This window comes from Bacillus sp. X1(2014), assembly GCF_007678255.1.
The window spans coordinates 76,807-96,840 of record NZ_VEED01000001.1 but is presented as its reverse complement, the minus strand read 5'-3'; the positions used below and the strand labels follow the sequence as shown (position 1 = coordinate 96,840).

Here is a 20,034-nt window from a genome sequence, read left to right as displayed (position 1 = left end):
ATTAGCATGGAAAATTTTTCTTCTTGTATTATAGAACAACAAGCATTTAACTTTCAGTGAGGTATGACACACTTTTGACACAAACAACAAATTAAATTTTTAGGAGGAAGGAAGAAAACAATGCTGCGTAAAAAAAAATATATAGATCCGCCTAAAATTCTTGTATTGGGTTTTGGTCTAATTATTTTACTAGGATCATTTTTACTAACTTTACCGTTCTCAACAACAAATGGGGAAGGCCTATCGTTTATAAATGCATTTTTCACAGCAACCTCAGCAACATGTGTTACAGGATTAGTAGTTGTTGATACCGGAACTACTTTTTCAGTGGCCGGTCAAGTGATTATTTTATGTATGATTCAAGTCGGCGGTCTTGGCTTTATGACCTTTGCTACTTTTTTTGCCTTCTTGCTAGGAAAAAGAATTTCTTTAAAAGAAAGGATACTGCTCCAAGAGTCGCTCAACAATTTATCAATGGAAGGAATTGTACGCCTTGCACAAAGGATATTAATTTTTACAGCTGTAATTGAATTTACTGGGGCTTTGCTATTATCGATTCGTTTTTCCTTTGATATGGATATTGGTAAAGCGATTTATTTTGGAATATTTCATTCGGTATCCAATTTTAACAATGCAGGATTTGATCTAATGGGTGAGTTTCATAGTTTAACAGGTTATGTTGATGATCCTACGGTAACTCTAACGATAAGTTCATTAATAATTTTGGGTGGAATCGGGTTTATCGTTATGAACGAACTTTTTGAATATCGAAATTCCAAACGGCTATCTTTACATACTAAGATTGTTTTAATGACCAGCATTACGCTGTTAGCAGTTGGTACTGCAGGCATATTTCTATTTGAATATTCTAATGGATTAACACTAAAACCATTGTCGTTTTCTGGAAAAATTCTTGGTTCCTTCTTTCAATCAGTTACCGCAAGAACGGCAGGGGCTAATACATTAAATATTGGTGATTTAACACAATCTTCCTTATTATTAATCATCCTTCTTATGTTTGTTGGTGCATCGCCTGGGTCGACTGGAGGAGGGATTAAAACAACAACATTTACTACTCTGATAGGTGCTGTTTGGTCACAAATCCGCGGGAAAGAGGATGTGATTTTTTACCGTCAACGAATTGAATATGAAACCATTTATAAAGCGTTAACCGTAACATTTAGTGGGATTTTCCTTGTCATGCTTATGACACTTATATTAACCATTTCGGAACATGGGCAAGATTTTTTAGCCATTTTATTTGAGGTAACCTCCGCATTTGCAACAGTTGGACTTTCAATGGGATTAACTCCAGAACTATCACCACTTGGCAAGACACTGATCATTTTTACAATGTTTGCTGGCAGGGTGGGTCCACTTACCATTGCATATGCGGTGACTATACGAAGAAATCCTGATGCCTTCCGGTACCCTAAAGGAAAAATCACAATTGGGTAGTATTCTGGTTTAATTTTTTACGATTTGGATTGGAGAGATATATAATGAATTTTCTAGAAAAACAGACTGTGAATGAACGAATCGAACTAATGAGTAATCTGTCGAAACAATTCCTATTAAGAGCACATCAAATAGACATTGAAGGCAGTTTTCCTTATGCAAATATAAGTGACCTTAAAGATACTGGATACACTACATTAACTGTACCTTCTAGATATGGGGGTAAGGAGATAGCGCTTTATGAATTAATTCGACTCCAAGAAACAATAGCTGAAGGTGACGGAGCTACCGCACTTTCGATTGGTTGGCATATGGGTATAATGATGAATCTTAATGAGAAAAAAACATGGAAGGAGCCTGTTTTTAAGTATCTTTGTGAACAAGTAATAAATGGTTCATTAATAAATAGTGCCCAAAGTGAGCCGAAAACTGGTAGTCCTACTCGGGGAGGAAGACCGGAGACATCGGCAGAAAAATGCCAAAATGGCTGGATAATAACAGGAAGAAAAACATTTACGACCATGTCACCGGTCCTTGATTTCTTTATCGTTAGTGCAACAATCAATGAAACCGATGAGGTGGCAAATTTTCTAATCCCACGGAACACTAAAGGACTTGTGATCGAGGAAACTTGGGACAGTATTGCATTAAGAGGCACCGGCAGCCATGACCTAATATTGAATCACTGTTTTGTCCCTAACGACCATCTTGTCGAAGAGATTAGTTCCGCTGGGAAAAAAGCAAATGGTTGGCTCTTACATATACCAGCTTGTTATCTTGGCATAGCAAAAGCCGCCCAAAGATATGCCATTCAGTTCGCAAATGAGTATTCACCTAATAGTATCGTAGGGCCGATCATCGATTTACCAAATGTACAACAAAAACTGGGTGAAATTGAACTAAAGATAATGCAGTCAGAGTACTTTTTATATGGGGCTGCCAAACAGTGGGATGCATCAAATGATGAGGAGAGAGAAAAAATGGGGGCACACTTAGGGGCTGCCAAATTAACCGTGACCAATTTGGCTATTGATATTGTTGACTTAGCGATGCGAATCGTTGGGGCAAAAAGTTTGTCATTAAGCAATCCATTGCAAAGATATTATCGGGACGTACGTGCCGGACTTCATAATCCTCCAATGGATGACATGACTTTGCAATTATTAGCTAAGTATAGTATTAACAAAAAATGACCAAAAGTTGGATAACTTAAATTCAAACTTTTTGGATACCTTAACCTATAAGGAGTGATGAAACATGCCAAGAGGTAAAGAATTAGAACAACTCCCAATGGCTAATATTGCGCCTGGAGCAGGAAATGATGCTAATAGGAATAACAGAGAGGTTCTTGGTGGAATCGTCCAAGGAGAACAACCTCAACCAAGTGATATTGAAAAGGAAAATGAAGATATGGTGTAAGGCAGGAATCTCAATCCTGCCTTTTTAATTTGGATAAATCAGTGGTTACATTTTTCACAGAAGTTGGATTATTCTTCCACTAATTCGCCTATATCAACATTGGATCGTTCTTCCAGTGGCCCACGTAAATGAACTGTAGCAGTATGCCCATCTTCATGTAGTTGGTCAATCCATACAGATACACCATTATACTTGACCTCAATATCAGCGGATGAGGATAAAATCTGTTTAACTCGATTAACATTCATTCTTTTCACTCCTAGTCATATTTTGGTTTTATTGAGAAATTGTAATCGCTTTCTTCTATTATATAATTGCAATTTTTCATTAATATGGGTAGTCAATATGTACACCATTGATCGTACCTGGCTCATCAACATCTTCCATGCTATTCAGATAATTATTGAACTCTACCTGCATTTCCTTCGGTGCACCAGGCTTTAAGTGCCAATTTCCTGGTTCATCAACAAAATATGGACTCTTTGTAAATTCAGGCCTTATTCTGGGCATAAGATTCTCCTTTGAAATTTTCTTCTTTCCTCTGTGTATATACTTTCCAATGTTTACATAGTTCATTCAAGCAAAAGTGACTCCATTTTTTTAAAATATAAGGCTAAATTCATATTGCTCCCTCATACATTCAGGTTTAATATATGTAGAAATGGTGATTAAAGGAACGTATCACTTATTAATAAAAATTTGAAACTAAAATAAAACATATTCGTCTTATATTATTGAGGACTCGAAAATAGTCATGTCCAACAATTAAATGACATAGAAATAGAAATGACCAAATTATAAAAAGGGCTAAAGAATTAGCAAAGAATGTAGAGTTATGTTGATAAGAAATGGAAGATATAACATGGGTTTTGTTTTTATTTTGAAAAGAAATGTGATATAGTAATTGAGGTTCGTTTACCGTAGCTTAATTGGTAAGTGAGGGGAGAAATTTTTAAATGAATAAAATTAGACTACCTAAAACATTAAAAAATAGTCATATTACATTCTTTGCAGCTGCAGTTGTTTTATTTTGGATCAAGACCTATGCTGCATATCAAATTGAATTTAACTTAGGAATTGAAAACAATCTACAAAAGTTTCTACTTTTGATAAATCCTTTAAGTTCAGCGCTATTCTTCTTTGGTATAGCATTGCTGTTTAAGAAGCATTCAAAGTTAATAATGATATTAATTAACTTCCTTTTATCATTCTTATTGTATGCGAATATCGCCTATTATCGCTTCTTTAATGATTTCATAACAGTGCCAGTTTTGATGCAAACCAAAACGAATGCTGGACAGTTAGGTGACAGTGCACTATCGTTAATGTCTCCTTTTGATATTTTATATTTTACAGATATGTTTATTTTAATTGCTTTAGCATTAACAGTCTTCAAAAAAGTAACGGTATCGAACAGAAAAACCTATAAAATTGTTCTATTATTTTCAATCACTACTTTTCTATTTAATTTAGGTTTAGCGGAAAAGGATCGTCCACAACTACTGTCACGTTCTTTTGACCGAAATTATTTAGTAAAATACCTTGGTGCGTACAACTTTACCATTTATGATGTTATCCAAAATATTAGGTCATCCAGTCAGCGTGCGTTGGCTGATAGCAGTGATATTACCGATGTTGAGAACTATCGTAAAGCAAATTATGCTGCCCCAAATCCAAAATACTTTGGTAAAGCTAAGGGTATGAACGTAATTTATATTTCGATGGAATCCTTCCAAAGTTTTATGATTAATTATAAAATGCCTAACGGACAAGAAGTAACACCATTTTTAAATTCATTGGCACATGACAATAATACCTTCTATTTTGATAATTTTTATCATCAAACAGGCCAAGGAAAAACATCGGATGCCGAATTCTTAATGGAGAACTCACTTTATCCAATGGCACAGGGTGCGGTTTTTGTTAACAAAGCCCAAAACACCTATCAAGCAATGCCGTCGATTCTAAAAGGACAAGGATATAGTTCCGCAGTGTTACATGGTAACTATAAAACATTCTGGAATCGAAATGTGATCTATAAAGCATTTGGGTACGATCAATTCTTTGATGCAGAGTACTATAGCATGTCAGATGAAAATACAAAAAACTATGGAATGAAAGATAAACCGTTCTTTAAGGAATCTATTCCATTACTTGAAAGCTTAAAGCAGCCGTTTTATACAAAATTTATATCTCTGTCTAATCACTTCCCATTTGAAATGGATCCGGAGGATACAAATTTTCCTGCCGGTGATTACGGGGATACAGTTGTAAACCAATATTTCCAATCTGCAAACTATATGGATCAGGCGTTCCAACAGTTCTTTAATGATCTAAAAGCAAACGGTATGTACGATAATACCATCATTGTTATGTATGGTGACCATTACGGCATTTCTGAAAACCATAACGATGCAATGGCAAAAGTTATGGGTGTGGACGAAATCACTCCTGCAATCAATGCAAAACTACAGCGTGTACCATTATTTATTCATGTACCTGGTGTAAAAGGAGGAGTTCAACACCAAGTGGGCGGGGAAGTCGATGTACGTCCAACTGTTCTTCATTTACTAGGTATTGATACGAAAGATTATATGGAATTTGGATCAGATTTACTTTCCAAACAACACCGGAATTGGGCATTATTTAGAAACGGTGACTTTGTAACATCAGATGCCATCCAGATTAATGAGAAATGTTACTCCTCTGCAACGGGTGAATTATTAGAGGATGGTACGATTTGTAAGGATGTCGATAGCAAAGTCAATATGGAACTAAATATGTCTGATGAAATTGTTTACAAAGACTTACTACGTTTCTATAAGCCAAAAGGTTATACACCAATTAACCCTAATGATTATGAATATTTAGGTCCAAAAGGTGACAATGGGACATCAGATGAATAACACGGTTAAAGAGAGAAGAAACGATAACTTCTCTCTTTTTCTTTTGTTACAATTATTATCGGAATTAATATTAAGGGGAACTTGCAATGAACAAGAGAATTCATCAATTAATCATTTCATTACTTGTCATTATCCTTATCATTCTAACTGGGTGTACTGAGAGCGAAATCTCTAAGGAGAAGAATGACACAAAAACAACCTCAATTAATAAAAAGAAAGAAGTGAATACGAATGAAACGATCGATGCTTCACCATCTCAATCAGAAGTTCCAGAGCAGAAAACTGCTAATAAGAAATTACTTCCCGCCACCATTGTAAGAATGTCGATGGAGATACTGTTGAGATTAATCTTAATGGGAAGGTCGAAAAAGTCAGAATGCTCTGCGTGGATACACCAGAGACACACCATCCCCGCTTGGGTGTTCAACCCTTCGGACCAGAAGCGTCTGAGTATACTAAGAAGATTCTCGCTGTAGGTACAAAAGTCGAAATAGAACCTGGAATTGGCGAAGGCCGAGATAAATATGGCCGTTTACTTGCTTATATTTATGTAAATGGAAAAATGTTTAATGAAATGTTGCTTGAGGAAGGTCTTGCACGAGTCGCCTATATCTATGCACCCAATACCCAATATGTTGATGAATTTTATGCGATCCAAAAGAATGCACAAAAAAAGGGCATAGGCATTTGGTCCATTGAAAATTATGCTCTAGAGGATGGGTATAACACTGATAATGCCAAGAGCACGGATGAAAAAGGGTCAACATCAAACACATCATCCGTAAATATGTATGAAAATAACCCAAATGATGATCAAGAAACTAACTTGGATTGTAAAGGGAAAATTAAAGGAAATGCCAATTCCCATATTTATCATGTACCAGGCGGTAGTTATTACGAATCCACCAAAGACAACATCGTCTGGTTTTGTTCAGAAAAAGAAGCACAGGATCAAGGCTATCGAAAGTCGAAACGTTAATATACTTTTGTTTATAGGTAGCAGCAGGCATTTATATGCTTGCTGCTTTTTAATAATAATGGATGTGTCGAAGGGCAATGATGATAGTATAACTATGTTGATTGGAGCGGAAGGCACGAAGACTCCTGCGGGAGTACGGGGCAGGGGAGACCCCGCAGGAGCAAAGCGACGTGGAGGCTCGCCGTACCGCCCGCGGAAAGCGAAGTGCCTGGAGTGGAAATCAACATCCCAGTTAATAAGGGCCAATAAAAAAATAGCCATGTACCAATTGTTATCATATAATAAATAAAATATATTATTTTAAAAAAGTTAGGAGAGGGATCGCATGAGAGACGTTACCTTATTGAATATATTTGAACATCATATTGCCCAAAAATATTTGAATCGTTCAGGTCTTGCCCATGCGATTGCGGTTGCCTACCATGCCTTTCAATTAGGGAAGGAACATCAACTGGATGTAGACATTGCTGCAAAAGCAGGACTCCTCCATGACATGGGGCATTATACATGGTATAAAAATGGAAAATGGGATTATGACTTATACAAACAAAATGACATTCACCCAATCAAAGGGGCGGAAAGGGCCCACAAGCTCTTGATTCGCCTTGGTGAAAATCCAATCAAAGCAAAGACAATCGCACTCGCCATTTTATTTCATACCGACTCATTTTTGCCATCCAACGATATTGTCCGTACACCCTTACAGCAAATTGTTAAATGGGCCGATGAAAAGGATGAAGAAGAAGGCGGCATGCATCATTATCGGACGATTGATTATGAAAGAGCCAAACAAAGCATTATCCGCTTAGACGAATGGATCGACAAAGAAAGTATATAAATTAAAGGCGGTGCAGAAGCACCGCCTTGTTTCATTCATTTACTGCCTAGTAAAACCCTCTTCTTTTAAGAACATCTCAGCTTCCTCATAGGTATCAAAGGTAGCATCCAGGTTTAATCCGTAATAGATATTCCAGGATTCATTTTCTTCCACTAGAATAAGGACACTATTTTCATTATCTACCCAACGTTCCTCTTTTGAATCCCCAATAATCGCTTCTTCTGCAGCCGATTTTTCAACTGGTGATAGGGATTGAATTGATTGTTTTAACAATTTACGGAGTTGGTCTTCGGAGTAATCACGGATATTGACCATTCCTTTTTCATCCGTATCATAATTGTCCAACTGTCCGGCATAAATAAATCCATTCCCGTTTGGGTGTAAGTGATAAACGATGTTTTTCTTATCAGAGACACTGCCTTCGAACTGAAAATTGACTCGTCCCAGTGATACATTTTTTCTTTCCAATTCAGGAAATGATTCGATGATCGCTAATTTTTCATTATATGTAAGCATAGTTTCCTCCAAAAAATTAAATAAGCCTTCATACATCATACAGTTATTTTACCCAAACGTAAAATCTTTAAGAAAAGGACCAATTAGAAGACCTTTTTTGTAGAATATATTGGAAAAAATATAAAAATGGTGTAAAATTACACTAAATAGAAATTTTTGGTACAATTACCATTTTGTAATGATTGTGGGGAGATTTTATGGATTGGAATATACGAGAAGAGCAACGGAAAATTTTTAGAAAAGAACTATATACCCTACGCGAGGAGGGCTACCTTTCTGAAGCAATAGTTGACACAGTTGCAAGAGCACATCACCAATACCATTTAGATCTAATCGAAATGGAGGCAAAACCTTCAGTAAATGAAAAAAGCGGGCAGGTCCATACTCCAATACCCAAAAAACCTGCGAAAGTGATGAAGACACGAACACCAGAAGAGATTCGTGAAAGGAATATTACGTGGTTATTAAACATTGGAGTAATCTTCTTGCTTATCGGAGGATTGTTTGTTGCAACAAGTAATTGGGAATCTATGACAAGTTTCATGAAAAGTGGGTCCATTGCAATTGTTGCTATCTTATTTTATGGAATTGCCTTTTTAACAAAAAAGGTATTGAAAATAGAGAAAACAGCTTTTGCCTTTAGTGTTCTTGGAAGTTTGTTTTTACCAATTTTTATTCTCTCATTGGGATGGTTTGGGCTTTTAGGATCCTATTTATCAATTACTGGAGAAGGACGTTATTTACTCGGAATGCTGGGTAGCTTGCTGCCAGTTATTGTTTACTATTTATTTGCCAAAAGCTTAGCATCAAGATTATTTGTTTGGTTCGCCTTTGTTTCGGTATCTCTAGGTATGGCCTTTCTTTTAGCTAGTTTCCATTTCGAGATTGATTTCTTCTACTTAGGTATGATGATTTTCAATGCAATCACTATTTTTGTATATCATCAGTTAAAGAATAAGGAATCAAGTAAACTTTTTACGAAGGAATTTATCCCTTATATCCAAGTGAATCTCGTTCTGTCTACATTATTTATGTTGTTTTTATTCGATAACAAGGTCGCTTACAGCTTCAATTTGCTGTTAACAGCGATTATATATTTATCGATGATGTATGTAAGCGGGCGGAAAGAATATCATTTCATTTTCAGTATGATGATTGTTTATGGTGCTTATCAGTTAATTGAGCACAGCTTCCTGGATTATTTTGGGGCGATAATTTATGCTCTGGTTGGATTTGGAATGGTCTTTGTTCCAAGGGCTTTGAATAACCAATTTTCATTAAATAAAGCATTCCAATATACTAGTGCAGTAATATCAGGTATGGCATTTATTTATATTAGTCTCGAAGGAATTCTCCTGCGTGCAGGGAATCCGTCAATTGTGCTTATGCTTGCGTATTTCGTCATTGCAGTTAACTTTGTTTATTTGTCTCATCACGGTTCAAGAAGGTTATTTCCGTATTTAAGCGCGGTTTTTTCAGCCTCTTGCATTTATGAAATCATTGCATTGATAAGCAAACCTTTTGATATCATAAATTTCTCACTACAATTATCAATCACAGGTTTTATCCTATTTAGTTTGTTTGGAATTGTGCACCTTTCAAAATACGTAAAGATCATACAGACTGCCTCCAGAGATGTAGGTTTGTCGATCATGGTGCTTGCTATGATGACTGCTATTTCGTTTTTATTGTGGTGGGAGCTTGGTGTTCTCTTATTCCTATTTATAGTTGCAGCCTATTTGGTTTATAAGAAGGAAGAAAGGAACTTCCTAAAAGAAGCCGCTGTATGGATTACACCTAGTTTACTTGGGCTTTCCATTGCCGCTTTTGGAGAAGAAATGAACAGTAACTTTTCTTTTTATCTTAAAGAATTTGGGTATGGAGTTAATTTTGCTATCGCGGCCATCCTTGTATTATTATCAGGTTTTGTGTGGAGAGCAGTAGGGGAAAAGAGGTTGGATAAAATCTCTTTGTATACATCCCATGCACTTTATACTGTGGCCATTCTCCAAGCATTGTTTAATCAAATAAACCATATTTGGGTTCAACCGCTTATATTAATAGTTGGAATCGGAATGTATTATTATTTGTATAAAAAGATCGGTACGAAGTGGGTCCCATTTTTGGTCAGTATCGCAGCACTTATTTCGTATTTTTCTATCATCCAAGCCATTTTGCTGAAATTTACTTTTAGTCTTACCATGAATTCCCTAATCAGCTCTTCTGGTGCAGTGATCATGCTGATAATCTCCTATCTTTGCCGGAAAAATGATTTGAACCTATCATTTGCATTTGGTTGGGTAGGACACAGCATTTATCCACTGACGCTATTATTCACATGGTTCGCATTTCAGAAAGACTGCATTTACAGCTTTATCTTGGCGTTGTTTGTCTATGCTATTACCACAAAGTTAATGACTGTAGAATGGAAAATTAAAGCCTTTCTTTATGGCAGTTTTACTTCCTTATTCTTTATAGTTACAACCGTGTTAGATCAAATAATATATCAATCTTTTGGAAACTATGAGTATGTGTTTACTAGTGCGATACTTATATTGTTTGCTTTCTTCGCAAAAGATGAATATAAAAAAAGGACTGCTTATTATTTAATACCATTTTCAATAATTGGAATTGTGTTTACGTTGATTACCTATCCATTTGATTTGCTGCCATATCTTGTCACACTTGCCTATGCATTTGGAACCGTATTTTATATGCATAAAATTCAGTGGGATGTTCTTGGAATAGTTCCTTTATTTTTAGCTTTTATTGCAACTGTAGAATTCACCTATTCGAGTGACCTGGGTGAACTTGCTAAAATGCTAGTTACAGGAGGAGTAGGAATTGTTCTATCGGTGATCGGACAATTGGTTTATAAAAAGCTGGTTGAATATGGGCCGAAATTTCAGCAAATAAAAATAGACGGTTTTACATTTGTTTCATTCATGTTTTTCGGGCTTATGTATTTGTTCGAGGATCCATTCATCTGGAGTCATGCAATACCTGGCTTGCTGATTGCAATTTCAATTTTACTGCAAAGAAAAAGAGTACCTGAAAAGTTATCTGTACTAATGACCATACTTGGGGGAGCCTATTTATTACAACCATATTATTCAATCATGGCTAACCTTCATATTCCGCCATTATGGGAGCGGGAAGTGATTGTTCTTCCCTTTATTATTCTTATTATTTTCATTCGACGTTGTTTAAAAGGTCGATATGCAGAGATAACGAAAGCTGTTCAATGGGGAGTCCTACTCATCGTTTCCTTATTATTTATTCAGGATGGTTTGGCGAGCAACACAATTTATGATGCAATTATTGTTGGGACACTTTCCTTGTTGTCGCTGCTGGCAGGAATGTTCTTACAAATTAAATCATATTTCTTTGTAGGAGCTGGCGTATTATTATTAAACGTATTCCTGCAAACAAGACCGTACTGGGGGAATATGCCGTGGTGGTTCTATTTATTAATTGCCGGACTAATCTTAATTACGGTTGCCAGCTTTAATGAATGGAATAAGCAAAAAGTGAATAAAGGAGAAACCACCTTTATTATGATTCTTAAGGAAAAAGTAATCGGTACAATGAAAAAGTGGGATTGAACGTTAATATAAATAATGTTATAATAGGGTTAATAAAATATTCTGTTGTATCTGGAGGAGCCTGTCACCAAGGGATTACTATGTCCCTTGGTTGACGGGCTTTTTTGCATTTTCAAAAAGGGTCTGTTAAAACACAGACCCTTTTATTTTTAGGCTGTGTTAAAGGTTAATGTTAATTTTGGCACTCTGTTGGTTGGAGTGGAAGGCACGAAGACTCCTGCGGGAGTACGGGGCAGGGGAGACCCCGCAGGAGCATAGCGACGAGGAGGCTCCCCGGCACGCCCGCGGAAAGCGAAGTGCCTGGAACGGAAATCAACAGACTAGTTTAACACAGCCATTATTTAAAAAGGAGTGGTGATTGGATGGAGTTAATTTTAGAATTAGCAATTATTTTATTTGCCTCAAAGATTGCCGGAGATATTAGTGTTAAATTAGGCCAGCCATCAGTTTTAGGAAAGTTATTAATTGGGGTTATTATCGGACCTGCGGTCTTGGGGCTAATTTCAGAAACGAAAACCATCGCAGACCTAAGCCAAATTGGTGTGATCATGTTAATGTTTATTGCAGGACTTGAGACTGATATCCATGAATTTAGACGGACGTGGAAGGCATCAACCTTTGTGGGAATCAGCGGAATCATCGTTCCTTTATTGGCAGGTTACCTGTCAGGAGTTTTGCTGGGTATGACAACCATCGAAGCATTATTCTTAGGTTTATTACTATCTGCAACTAGCGTAAGTATTTCCGTTCAAGCACTTAAAGAGTTAAATAAGATTCAATCTAAAGAAGGGACAACAATTTTAGGTGCAGCGGTTATTGATGATGTGCTTGTGATCATTGCTTTAGCCTTCCTCATGAGTATGGCTGGAGACGAAGTGAATTTAAGCATGATGATAATAAAAAAGATCCTCTTTTTTACGTGTGCTATTTTAGTAGCTTGGAAGGTTGTTCCATGGCTATTAAAAAAATTTGTTCCATTAAAGGTCACAGAATCGCTTGTCTCGGGTGCACTAATTATTTGTTTCCTATTCGTCTTCACAGCAGAATTAACAGGTGTTGCGGGGATTATTGGTGCCTATATTGCTGGGGTTGCTATTGGACAGACGGAATATAAACCTAAAATATTTAAGAAAGTGGAGACCATCAGTTATTCTATTTTTGTGCCTGTATTTTTCACTTCGATTGGTTTATCAGTAAGTTTTGATGGAATCTCTCAACATTTGGGGCTTATGTTGGGCCTTAGTATCCTTGCTATTTTAACCAAGTTAATTGGTGCAGCTGCTGGTGCAAAAATGGCACGCTTTTCTTGGAAGAATTCACTTGGAATTGGCGCTGCCATGGTTTCACGAGGAGAGGTTGCGTTGATTATTGCCACAATTGGTTTGGAAACTAAATTAATTACCCAAGAACTTTTTGCTGTATTAGTGGTAGTTGTACTAGTGACAACCATTGTTACACCACCGATGATGAAGTACTTTTTCAATCAAGGTGATAAAGGAACAACGATGAAAAACACCGCATGATAGAAATAGAGAATTTTTAATATTCTAAAAAAATCCAGGCCAAATAGCATTGGCTGGATTTTTATTTTTTTTAGATTAATTAAAGGGGTACCCCCACTATTTCAATGAAATCGTCGAATGATCTATCAAACAATAACAAACTAACATTCAGGAGGTTAGAAATGGGTACTGTACTAATCGATATCGACAAATTACTAGAAGCAACGTCAAATCTAACATCTGAGAAAAATAATCATATCGTTAAAAAAGTTGAAATTGACCTTTTACTTGAAAATACCCGAGATTGGTAGAATAGTATTATTGAAAAGATAATTCTTAGAATGCCTCCATTTAATATGGAGGCATTCAGCTTGTCGAGAAAGGTTAGTCTCGGCAGTTTTTTATTTTGTCCTCTTCAATTGCCTTATTAAGTTCTTCAAAGTATTCACGAGTCTCTCCTTCAACCTTTTCTTTTGTGAACTTATACATATTATCATTGACCTTTAAGTGCTAATCATAAGTAATGGTGAACTGGATTCTTGAACTTCAAACCTAAAAACTAGCGGTAGGCAACGTTCATTCTTATTTCTCCATCTAAAAGATATACAATATAATATAATTATATTAAACAAGTTAACGCGGTGAATTGTTAAAGAAATTGAAATAAAAAAGGCTGTCGAAAGTTTTTCGATAGCCTGAAAATGCCTCCACTTAAAATGGAGGTATTTTTATTTTTTAACAGCAAAATGTAGGTTATTTACCATGGGAATTATGGATTTACAATTATGTTGCTTTAAAGCGAAAAAATATTTTTACGATAACTCTTGATTTTCTTTGAAAAAAATACTAGAATAATTTCTAATATATTTAATTTTTTGAAAATTGATATTTTAGTATTTGAGGGGGATTTAGCTAGATGAAGAAAAATGGAAAAGTATTATCTATTGCTTTAGCAGGAATGATGCTGCTAGCTGGCTGTGGGAGTAAAGAATCCGCGGGCGGAACTGAAAAAGGTGGAGCAGATAAGGAGTTCAAAGTAGGTATTACCCAATTTGCACCACACCCATCTTTAGATGCTGCGACAGAGGGCTTTAAGAAGGCCTTAAAGGATAAAGGGATTAAGGTTAGCTTTGATGAACAAAACGCGCAAGCAGACATGAACAACACGCAAACAATTGCGAATAATTTTGTCGGGGACAAAGTAGATTTAATCTTTGCTAATGCTACGCCTAGTGCAACGGCTGCATTGAATGCTACCAAAGATATTCCGATTATCTTCACATCAGTGACAGACCCAGTGGGTGCTGGACTAGTAGAGGCTTTTGATAAGCCAGGCAAGAACATTACTGGAACAACAGATAACCATCCAGAAGCAACGAAAAAGACAATCAGCTTTATTACGGACGAAGTGAAAGCGAAAAATGTTGGGGTCATTTATAACTCAGGGGAACAAAATTCAGTTGTTCAGGTGGAAGAAGTTGAAAAGATTGCTAAAGAGAAGGGTGCTAAACTAGTAAAAGTATCTGTTTCTACTACAGCAGAAGTGAAGCAAGCCTCAGAATCATTAGTTGGACGCGTTGATGCCATCTACATTCCTACTGATAACACTGTTGTTACTGCACTTGATTCAGTTATCGCCGTTGCAAACAGCAAGAAAATCCCGTTGTTCGTTGGTGAACTTGATTCCATGAAAAAGGGTGCGGTTGCCGCAAGTGGATTTAGTTATTACGATCTTGGCTATCAATCAGGTATCATGGCAGCTGACATTTTAAGCGGCAAAAAGAAAGCATCTGAAATTCCTGTTGAACTTCCTAACAGCTTAAAGCTTGTTATTAACAAGAAGGCTGCTGAAGCCCAAGGTTTAAAAGTCAATGATGCTTGGAGTAGTTTAGGTGAGTTTTACGAAGGTAATTAAATGATATTTTTTAAGGAGGAGCCTTCTTTTAGAAGGCTGCCTCTTTGTCACTATATAAAATATTGCATCTAAGACGGATGCTTTATGATAAAAGAAAGGATGATCTCAATGTTTACAGCCATATTTGGATCATTTGAAGCAGGTATCATCTACGCGATTATGGCACTGGGCGTCTATCTTTCCTTTCGTATTCTGGATTTTCCAGATTTAACGGTTGATGGGAGTTTTGTCACTGGAGCAGCGATTTCAGCAGTTATGATTGCGAATGGTACCGATCCATTTTTAGCTACAATTATGGCACTATTTGCAGGTTTTGCAGCAGGATGTATGACGGGACTTCTGCACACATTTGGAAAGATTAATAACTTGCTTTCCGGTATTTTAATGATGATTGCACTTTATTCAATAAATCTGAGAATTATGGGACGTTCCAACATCCCTTTATTAAATACAGATACAGCTTTTACGAAAATCAGTGGATTTTTTGAAAAGACAGGAATTGATTCATTCTTCAATAATATTCTTTCCATGGTCGGTCTCGGTGATAGTCTGCCGGAAACATGGGGAATTCTTCTTTTTATGATTCTCGTTACATTTGTGATTAAATTCCTAACGGATTTGTTCCTAAAAACGGAAATTGGTCTTGCTGTTAGAGCAACTGGAGATAATAAACGAATGATTCGCAGCCTTTCTGCTAATACCAATCTTCTTGTTGTGTTTGGCTTAGGTTTATCTAATGCATTAGTAGCATTTTCGGGTGCTCTAATAGCCCAGCAAGGTGGATTTGCAGACGTAGGTATGGGAATTGGGATGATTGTCATTGGCCTTGCTTCCGTTATCATCGGTGAAGCCCTATTTGGTACAAAAACAATCGCTCGGACAACTCTTGCTGTGATTGGCGGTTCCATCATTTATCGAATCGTCGTAACGTTAGCCTTGCGTGTAGATTTCTTAGACCCAGGTGATATGAAGCTAATTACTGCACTTATTGTTATTATTGCACTTACTGCTCCAAAAATCATTGAAGGTTCTAAAGAGAAAAAGCGGAAAGCCCGACGAAGATCAGAGCGAAGGAATATCATCCAGGCGAATACTTCAGCGAAGGGGGACAATCATGCTACACTTAAATGAAATTCATAAGATTTTTAATGAAGGGACTCCGGATGAAAAAATCGCCATCGATCATGTGAATCTGACCCTTCAGCCTGGTGATTTTGTCACTGTTATTGGAAGTAATGGTGCGGGGAAATCTACATTAATGAATATCATTTCCGGTGTGTTAATCCCGGATGTCGGTGAGGTTCATATTAACGGAAAAAATGTTACCAATATGTCAGAGTTCAAGCGTTCAAAAATGATTGGACGTGTCTTTCAGGACCCAATGGCAGGAACGGCTCCAAGCATGACCATTGAGGAAAATCTTGCGATGGCGTACTCTCGTAACAAAATGAGGACCCTGCGCCAAGGGGTAACCAAAAAGCGGCGTGATTATTTTCGTGAGGTATTGGAATCACTGCATTTAGGACTGGAAAATCGACTCAGTGCAAAGGTAGGGCTTTTATCAGGTGGAGAACGCCAAGCATTATCCTTATTAATGGCAACTTTCACAGAGCCATCGATCCTCCTTCTGGATGAACATACAGCGGCACTTGATCCGTCAAGAGCAGAATTAATTACAAATTTGACGAGAGAAATTGTCGACAAATACAAACTAACCACATTAATGGTGACACATAATATGCAGCAAGCGATTGATTTAGGAAATCGCTTAATTATGATGGATAAGGGTCAGATTATTTTAGAGGTCAGTGAGGAAAATAAGAAGCAGCTGACAATCGAAAGTTTGTTAACGGAGTTTAAACGGATCCGTGGTGAACATATGGCGAGCGATCGTGCGATTCTTTCCTAATCAAAAAATTTTTTGTAAGTCTATTATTCTATTGAATAATATTTCCAATATGATTTAATTAGAAACTTCCCGAAACGGGTAAGTTTCTTTTTGTGTTTTTGGGAAATAACGCAAAAATAATCCTGTTTTCTTTAGCACCAAAAAGCGTTATTGCTTTACACCCTATCCTTGATAGGACAAGGTTCTTTGAATTAGAATTAATTCTGAATATTATTACATTTAGTTAATGGGGGTTTCTAAATGAAAGAAAATAGAGTAAGAGCAGACCAATTAGCTAATGACTTCTTTCCGGTTCGAGACGTGGATTATATTGAGATTTACACGGGTAATGCCAAACAGGCATGTCACTTTTTCTGTACAGCATTCGGTTTTGAACCAGTAGCATATTCGGGTCTTGAAACAGGCAATCGTGAAACCGCTTCCTACTGTTTGAAGCAGCGAAATATTCGTCTTGTACTAACAGGTTCTTATACTGAGGAAGGGTCAGTAGCCCAATTTGTTAAGAAACATGGAGACGGTGTGAAGGATATTGCGCTTTTAGTTGATGATGTCAAGAATGCGTTTGAAGAAGCTGTGAATCGAGGTGCGATTGCCATTGCGGCCCCATTTGAAATAAAGGATAAATCAGGGGTGGTTAAAAAAGCCGTTCTAGGTACATATGGAGACACGATCCATACGTTAATAGAACGAAAGGATTATCAGGGAGTGTTCTTACCAGGATTTGAACCATATTCTGCGCCAGTACCTGTTAAAGATACGGGTTTAATTGGGATTGACCATGTCGTTGGGAACGTAGAGCGAATGGAGGAATGGGTAGAGTATTATGCCAAGGTAATGGGCTTTAAAGAAATGAAACATTTCTCTGATAAGGATATTACGACAGAATATTCTGCGCTTATGTCAAAAGTTATGCATAACGGTGGGCGGATCAAGTTTCCAATTAATGAACCGGCGGTTGGGAAACGAAAATCACAAATTCAAGAATATCTAGAATTCTATAATGGTCCGGGTGTACAGCATTTGGCCATATTAACGGAGGATATTGTCTCAACGGTTGCGATTTTAAAGCAAAATGGAGTTGAATTCCTAAAGACTCCTGATACTTATTATGAATCCTTAAGTGAACGGATAGGGAAAATTGATGAAGAAATTGAAAAGCTGCGTGAACTTAATATTCTAGTAGACCGAGATGATGAGGGGTATTTACTGCAAATTTTCACCAAACCAATTGTTGACCGTCCAACATTATTTGTTGAAATTATTCAACGGAAAGGGGCACGCGGTTTTGGAGAAGGAAACTTTAAAGCATTATTTGAGTCCATTGAGCGGGAGCAGGAAAGACGAGGAAATTTATAAAGAATAGCAGTTTAAAAGGGCTAAAGGGAGAGAGATCTCTTCCTTTTTTAGAGTTCAAAAAGTGAGGTGATAAATGCAATGGAAATCTCCCCGAAAACACTGGAATGGAGAGAGGCATATAAATTATTAGTTGGCTCAATTCTCCCCCGTCCAATTGCTTTTGTTTCTACAGTAGATGAGAAGGGCACTGCTAATGCGGCCCCATTTAGTTTTTTCACGGCAATTTGTGCGGACCCCATGCTCATTTGTTTTTCACCAATGAGAAGGGGAACAGATGGAGCTAAAAAAGATACGCTTGTAAACATTGAAAGCACAGGTCAATTTGTCATTAATATTGTTAGTAACAGTTTGGCAGAGCAAATGAATGACTGTGCGATCGAATTTAGTCCGGATGTCGACGAAATGGTGGAAGTGGGTTTAACGAAAGAACTTAGTATTAAGGTCAAGGTGCCGCGTATCAAAGAATCGCTTGTCCACCTAGAATGTGAACTAGAACAAGTATTGCATTTTGGTGATAAACCTGGCGCTGGAAGTCTAGTAATTGGAAAAGTAGTTCATGTCCATGTAAACGATGAACTGTTGGATAAGGGACGGATTGATACTGCGAAACTGAAGCCGATCGGGAGAATGGCAGGAAATATTTTTACAGACCCCATAGCAAAAATGTTTGAAATGAAGAGAAAAACCTAGAAAAGGTGAGTGTCGTGAAATTCGTAACGTTTGAAAAACCGGATGGGACATTCCGAGCAGGATGGTTATTGGATCAAGAATATGTAGTAGATATGTATGAAGCCTCAAGTGGAATACTGCCAAGTAATCTCCTGGATTTTCTAGAAAATAGTGAGGCTAATCTAGAAAAGGCGGCCAGTTTCTCATTTACAAAGGGGCAAAAAGGAGTATATCCGTTAAGTGAGCTCCGTTTAAAGGCGCCACTGCCACTCCCTAGGAGTTTTCGTGATTTTTATGCATTTGAGCAGCATGTGAAACAAGCAAGGGAGAATAGGGGCCTCGGAATGATTCCAGAATGGTACGAAATCCCTGTTTTTTACTTCTCGAATCATCTTGCCATAAAAGGACCGGGAGAAGCGATTATTAAGCCGGAAACGTGTAACTGGCTTGATTATGAGCTTGAAATTGCCTGTATCATTGGTAAAGAAGGTAGAAATATTTCTGCAGATCAAGCGGATGAACATATTTTTGGCTACTGTATATTAAATGATTGGAGCGCAAGAGACCTGCAAAAGAAAGAAATGAAAGTTGGTCTTGGTCCTGCCAAGGGGAAGGATTTCTCAACTTCAATTGGACCATGGATTGTGACAAAAGATGAGTTAGAACCATTTAGAGCAGGAAAAGGGTTTAATCTTTCCATGAAAGCCACTGTAAATGGACGACTTCTTTCCGCAGGGAATATGAAAGACCTATTTTATTCCTTTGGAGAGATGATTGAGAGGGCTTCTGCAGGTGTTACCTTAATCCCTGGAGAGATGATTGGTTCAGGAACTGTCGGCTCTGGATGTATTCTTGAACTTGGAGATCAGGTGCATCGCTGGTTAAAGCCAGGTGATCGAGTAATATTAGAGATTGATCATCTTGGCATGTTACAGAATGAGATAATCGCTGAAGAGAGGTGA

At 37.2% G+C, this 20,034-nt stretch carries 20 protein-coding genes; 17 read left to right on the top strand and 3 right to left on the bottom strand.

Annotated elements, in window-relative coordinates; all coding sequences use genetic code 11:
• Positions 1-120: 120 nt before the first annotated feature.
• The 3 genes from FS608_RS00485 to FS608_RS30005 all read left to right on the top strand — a co-directional run bounded on the left by FS608_RS00485 (position 121) and on the right by FS608_RS30005 (position 2,877).
• Complete coding sequence (locus tag FS608_RS00485; RefSeq protein WP_144547123.1) at positions 121-1,458, top strand: TrkH family potassium uptake protein; 1,338 nt, start codon at positions 121-123, stop codon at positions 1,456-1,458.
• Between the two features lie 44 nt (positions 1,459-1,502).
• Entirely contained in the window at positions 1,503-2,651 is a 1,149-nt protein-coding gene (locus FS608_RS00480; protein WP_144547121.1) for an acyl-CoA dehydrogenase family protein, read from the top strand.
• A 64-nt stretch (positions 2,652-2,715) separates the two neighbouring features.
• Positions 2,716-2,877 carry a hypothetical protein gene (locus FS608_RS30005; RefSeq protein WP_186328557.1) on the top strand — a complete coding sequence of 54 codons (162 nt, stop codon included), beginning with the start codon at positions 2,716-2,718 and terminating at the stop codon, positions 2,875-2,877.
• Positions 2,878-2,945: 68 nt separating this feature from the next.
• Here the strand turns inward: FS608_RS30005 and FS608_RS00475 are convergent, their stop codons facing one another.
• Complete coding sequence (locus FS608_RS00475; protein ID WP_144547119.1) at positions 2,946-3,125, bottom strand: H-type small acid-soluble spore protein; 180 nt, start codon at positions 3,123-3,125, stop codon at positions 2,946-2,948.
• Positions 3,126-3,204: 79 nt separating this feature from the next.
• Positions 3,205-3,387 carry a hypothetical protein gene (locus FS608_RS00470; RefSeq protein ID WP_144547117.1) on the bottom strand — a complete coding sequence of 61 codons (183 nt, stop codon included), beginning with the start codon at positions 3,385-3,387 and terminating at the stop codon, positions 3,205-3,207.
• A 446-nt stretch (positions 3,388-3,833) separates the two neighbouring features.
• On the opposite strand from FS608_RS00470, the gene ltaS reads away from it, so the two are divergent.
• From ltaS to FS608_RS00450, 5 genes are all read left to right on the top strand, one after another.
• A complete protein-coding gene (gene ltaS, locus FS608_RS00465; RefSeq protein ID WP_144547115.1) occupies positions 3,834-5,783 on the top strand; it encodes a lipoteichoic acid synthase in 1,950 nt (649 codons plus the stop codon).
• A gap of 86 nt (positions 5,784-5,869) precedes the next feature.
• Positions 5,870-6,259 carry a hypothetical protein gene (locus FS608_RS30000; RefSeq protein ID WP_186328556.1) on the top strand — a complete coding sequence of 130 codons (390 nt, stop codon included), beginning with the start codon at positions 5,870-5,872 and terminating at the stop codon, positions 6,257-6,259.
• A complete protein-coding gene (locus tag FS608_RS00460) occupies positions 6,199-6,762 on the top strand; it encodes a thermonuclease family protein (protein WP_260871544.1) in 564 nt (187 codons plus the stop codon). The genes FS608_RS30000 and FS608_RS00460 overlap by 61 nt, the downstream gene beginning before the upstream one ends.
• A 58-nt stretch (positions 6,763-6,820) precedes the next feature.
• Entirely contained in the window at positions 6,821-7,051 is a 231-nt protein-coding gene (locus FS608_RS00455) for a hypothetical protein (protein ID WP_222127294.1), read from the top strand.
• A 36-nt stretch (positions 7,052-7,087) separates the two neighbouring features.
• Positions 7,088-7,600: an HD domain-containing protein gene (locus FS608_RS00450; protein WP_144547108.1), complete on the top strand. Its 513-nt coding sequence runs from the start codon at positions 7,088-7,090 to the stop codon at positions 7,598-7,600.
• Positions 7,601-7,639: 39 nt separating this feature from the next.
• On the opposite strand, the gene FS608_RS00445 is transcribed toward FS608_RS00450, so the two are convergent.
• The gene (locus FS608_RS00445) at positions 7,640-8,116 is read right to left on the bottom strand and encodes a hypothetical protein (protein WP_144547106.1); all 477 of its coding nucleotides are present in this window, start codon (positions 8,114-8,116) and stop codon (positions 7,640-7,642) included.
• Between the two features lie 197 nt (positions 8,117-8,313).
• Between FS608_RS00445 and FS608_RS00440 the strand changes: the two genes are divergently transcribed.
• From FS608_RS00440 to FS608_RS00405, 9 genes are all read left to right on the top strand, one after another.
• On the top strand, positions 8,314-11,721 hold the full coding sequence (locus tag FS608_RS00440; RefSeq protein WP_144547104.1) for a hypothetical protein: 3,408 nt from the start codon (positions 8,314-8,316) through the stop codon (positions 11,719-11,721).
• Between the two features lie 362 nt (positions 11,722-12,083).
• Positions 12,084-13,244 carry a cation:proton antiporter gene (locus FS608_RS00435; protein WP_144547102.1) on the top strand — a complete coding sequence of 387 codons (1,161 nt, stop codon included), beginning with the start codon at positions 12,084-12,086 and terminating at the stop codon, positions 13,242-13,244.
• A 161-nt stretch (positions 13,245-13,405) separates the two neighbouring features.
• Positions 13,406-13,534 carry a hypothetical protein gene (locus FS608_RS31050; RefSeq protein WP_260871543.1) on the top strand — a complete coding sequence of 43 codons (129 nt, stop codon included), beginning with the start codon at positions 13,406-13,408 and terminating at the stop codon, positions 13,532-13,534.
• A gap of 605 nt (positions 13,535-14,139) precedes the next feature.
• Positions 14,140-15,138, top strand: coding sequence for an ABC transporter substrate-binding protein (locus tag FS608_RS00430; RefSeq protein ID WP_144547100.1), 999 nt, complete (start codon positions 14,140-14,142; stop codon positions 15,136-15,138).
• A 108-nt stretch (positions 15,139-15,246) separates the two neighbouring features.
• On the top strand, positions 15,247-16,269 hold the full coding sequence (locus FS608_RS00425; protein WP_144547098.1) for an ABC transporter permease: 1,023 nt from the start codon (positions 15,247-15,249) through the stop codon (positions 16,267-16,269).
• Entirely contained in the window at positions 16,253-17,047 is a 795-nt protein-coding gene (locus FS608_RS00420; protein ID WP_144547096.1) for an ABC transporter ATP-binding protein, read from the top strand. Before FS608_RS00425 ends, FS608_RS00420 begins: the two co-directional genes overlap by 17 nt.
• 240 nt (positions 17,048-17,287) lie before the next feature.
• The gene (gene hppD / locus FS608_RS00415; RefSeq protein WP_144547094.1) at positions 17,288-18,403 is read left to right on the top strand and encodes a 4-hydroxyphenylpyruvate dioxygenase; all 1,116 of its coding nucleotides are present in this window, start codon (positions 17,288-17,290) and stop codon (positions 18,401-18,403) included.
• 78 nt (positions 18,404-18,481) lie between these two features.
• On the top strand, positions 18,482-19,093 hold the full coding sequence (locus tag FS608_RS00410) for a flavin reductase family protein (protein WP_144547092.1): 612 nt from the start codon (positions 18,482-18,484) through the stop codon (positions 19,091-19,093).
• 14 nt (positions 19,094-19,107) lie between these two features.
• Entirely contained in the window at positions 19,108-20,034 is a 927-nt protein-coding gene (locus FS608_RS00405) for a fumarylacetoacetate hydrolase family protein (RefSeq protein ID WP_144547090.1), read from the top strand.

Coding starts and splice junctions, on each gene's coding strand:
- ltaS (WP_144547115.1), top strand. CDS start 3,834: ATGAATAAAATTAGACTACCTAAAACATTAAAAAATAGTCATATTACA.
- FS608_RS00470 (WP_144547117.1), bottom strand. CDS start 3,387: ATGCCCAGAATAAGGCCTGAATTTACAAAGAGTCCATATTTTGTTGAT.
- FS608_RS00440 (WP_144547104.1), top strand. CDS start 8,314: ATGGATTGGAATATACGAGAAGAGCAACGGAAAATTTTTAGAAAAGAA.
- FS608_RS00455 (WP_222127294.1), top strand. CDS start 6,821: ATGGATGTGTCGAAGGGCAATGATGATAGTATAACTATGTTGATTGGA.
- FS608_RS00435 (WP_144547102.1), top strand. CDS start 12,084: ATGGAGTTAATTTTAGAATTAGCAATTATTTTATTTGCCTCAAAGATT.
- FS608_RS00445 (WP_144547106.1), bottom strand. CDS start 8,116: ATGCTTACATATAATGAAAAATTAGCGATCATCGAATCATTTCCTGAA.
- FS608_RS30000 (WP_186328556.1), top strand. CDS start 5,870: ATGAACAAGAGAATTCATCAATTAATCATTTCATTACTTGTCATTATC.
- FS608_RS00485 (WP_144547123.1), top strand. CDS start 121: ATGCTGCGTAAAAAAAAATATATAGATCCGCCTAAAATTCTTGTATTG.
- FS608_RS31050 (WP_260871543.1), top strand. CDS start 13,406: ATGGGTACTGTACTAATCGATATCGACAAATTACTAGAAGCAACGTCA.
- FS608_RS00480 (WP_144547121.1), top strand. CDS start 1,503: ATGAATTTTCTAGAAAAACAGACTGTGAATGAACGAATCGAACTAATG.
- FS608_RS00410 (WP_144547092.1), top strand. CDS start 18,482: ATGGAAATCTCCCCGAAAACACTGGAATGGAGAGAGGCATATAAATTA.
- FS608_RS00430 (WP_144547100.1), top strand. CDS start 14,140: ATGAAGAAAAATGGAAAAGTATTATCTATTGCTTTAGCAGGAATGATG.
- FS608_RS00420 (WP_144547096.1), top strand. CDS start 16,253: ATGCTACACTTAAATGAAATTCATAAGATTTTTAATGAAGGGACTCCG.
- FS608_RS00475 (WP_144547119.1), bottom strand. CDS start 3,125: ATGAATGTTAATCGAGTTAAACAGATTTTATCCTCATCCGCTGATATT.
- FS608_RS30005 (WP_186328557.1), top strand. CDS start 2,716: ATGCCAAGAGGTAAAGAATTAGAACAACTCCCAATGGCTAATATTGCG.
- FS608_RS00450 (WP_144547108.1), top strand. CDS start 7,088: ATGAGAGACGTTACCTTATTGAATATATTTGAACATCATATTGCCCAA.
- hppD (WP_144547094.1), top strand. CDS start 17,288: ATGAAAGAAAATAGAGTAAGAGCAGACCAATTAGCTAATGACTTCTTT.
- FS608_RS00425 (WP_144547098.1), top strand. CDS start 15,247: ATGTTTACAGCCATATTTGGATCATTTGAAGCAGGTATCATCTACGCG.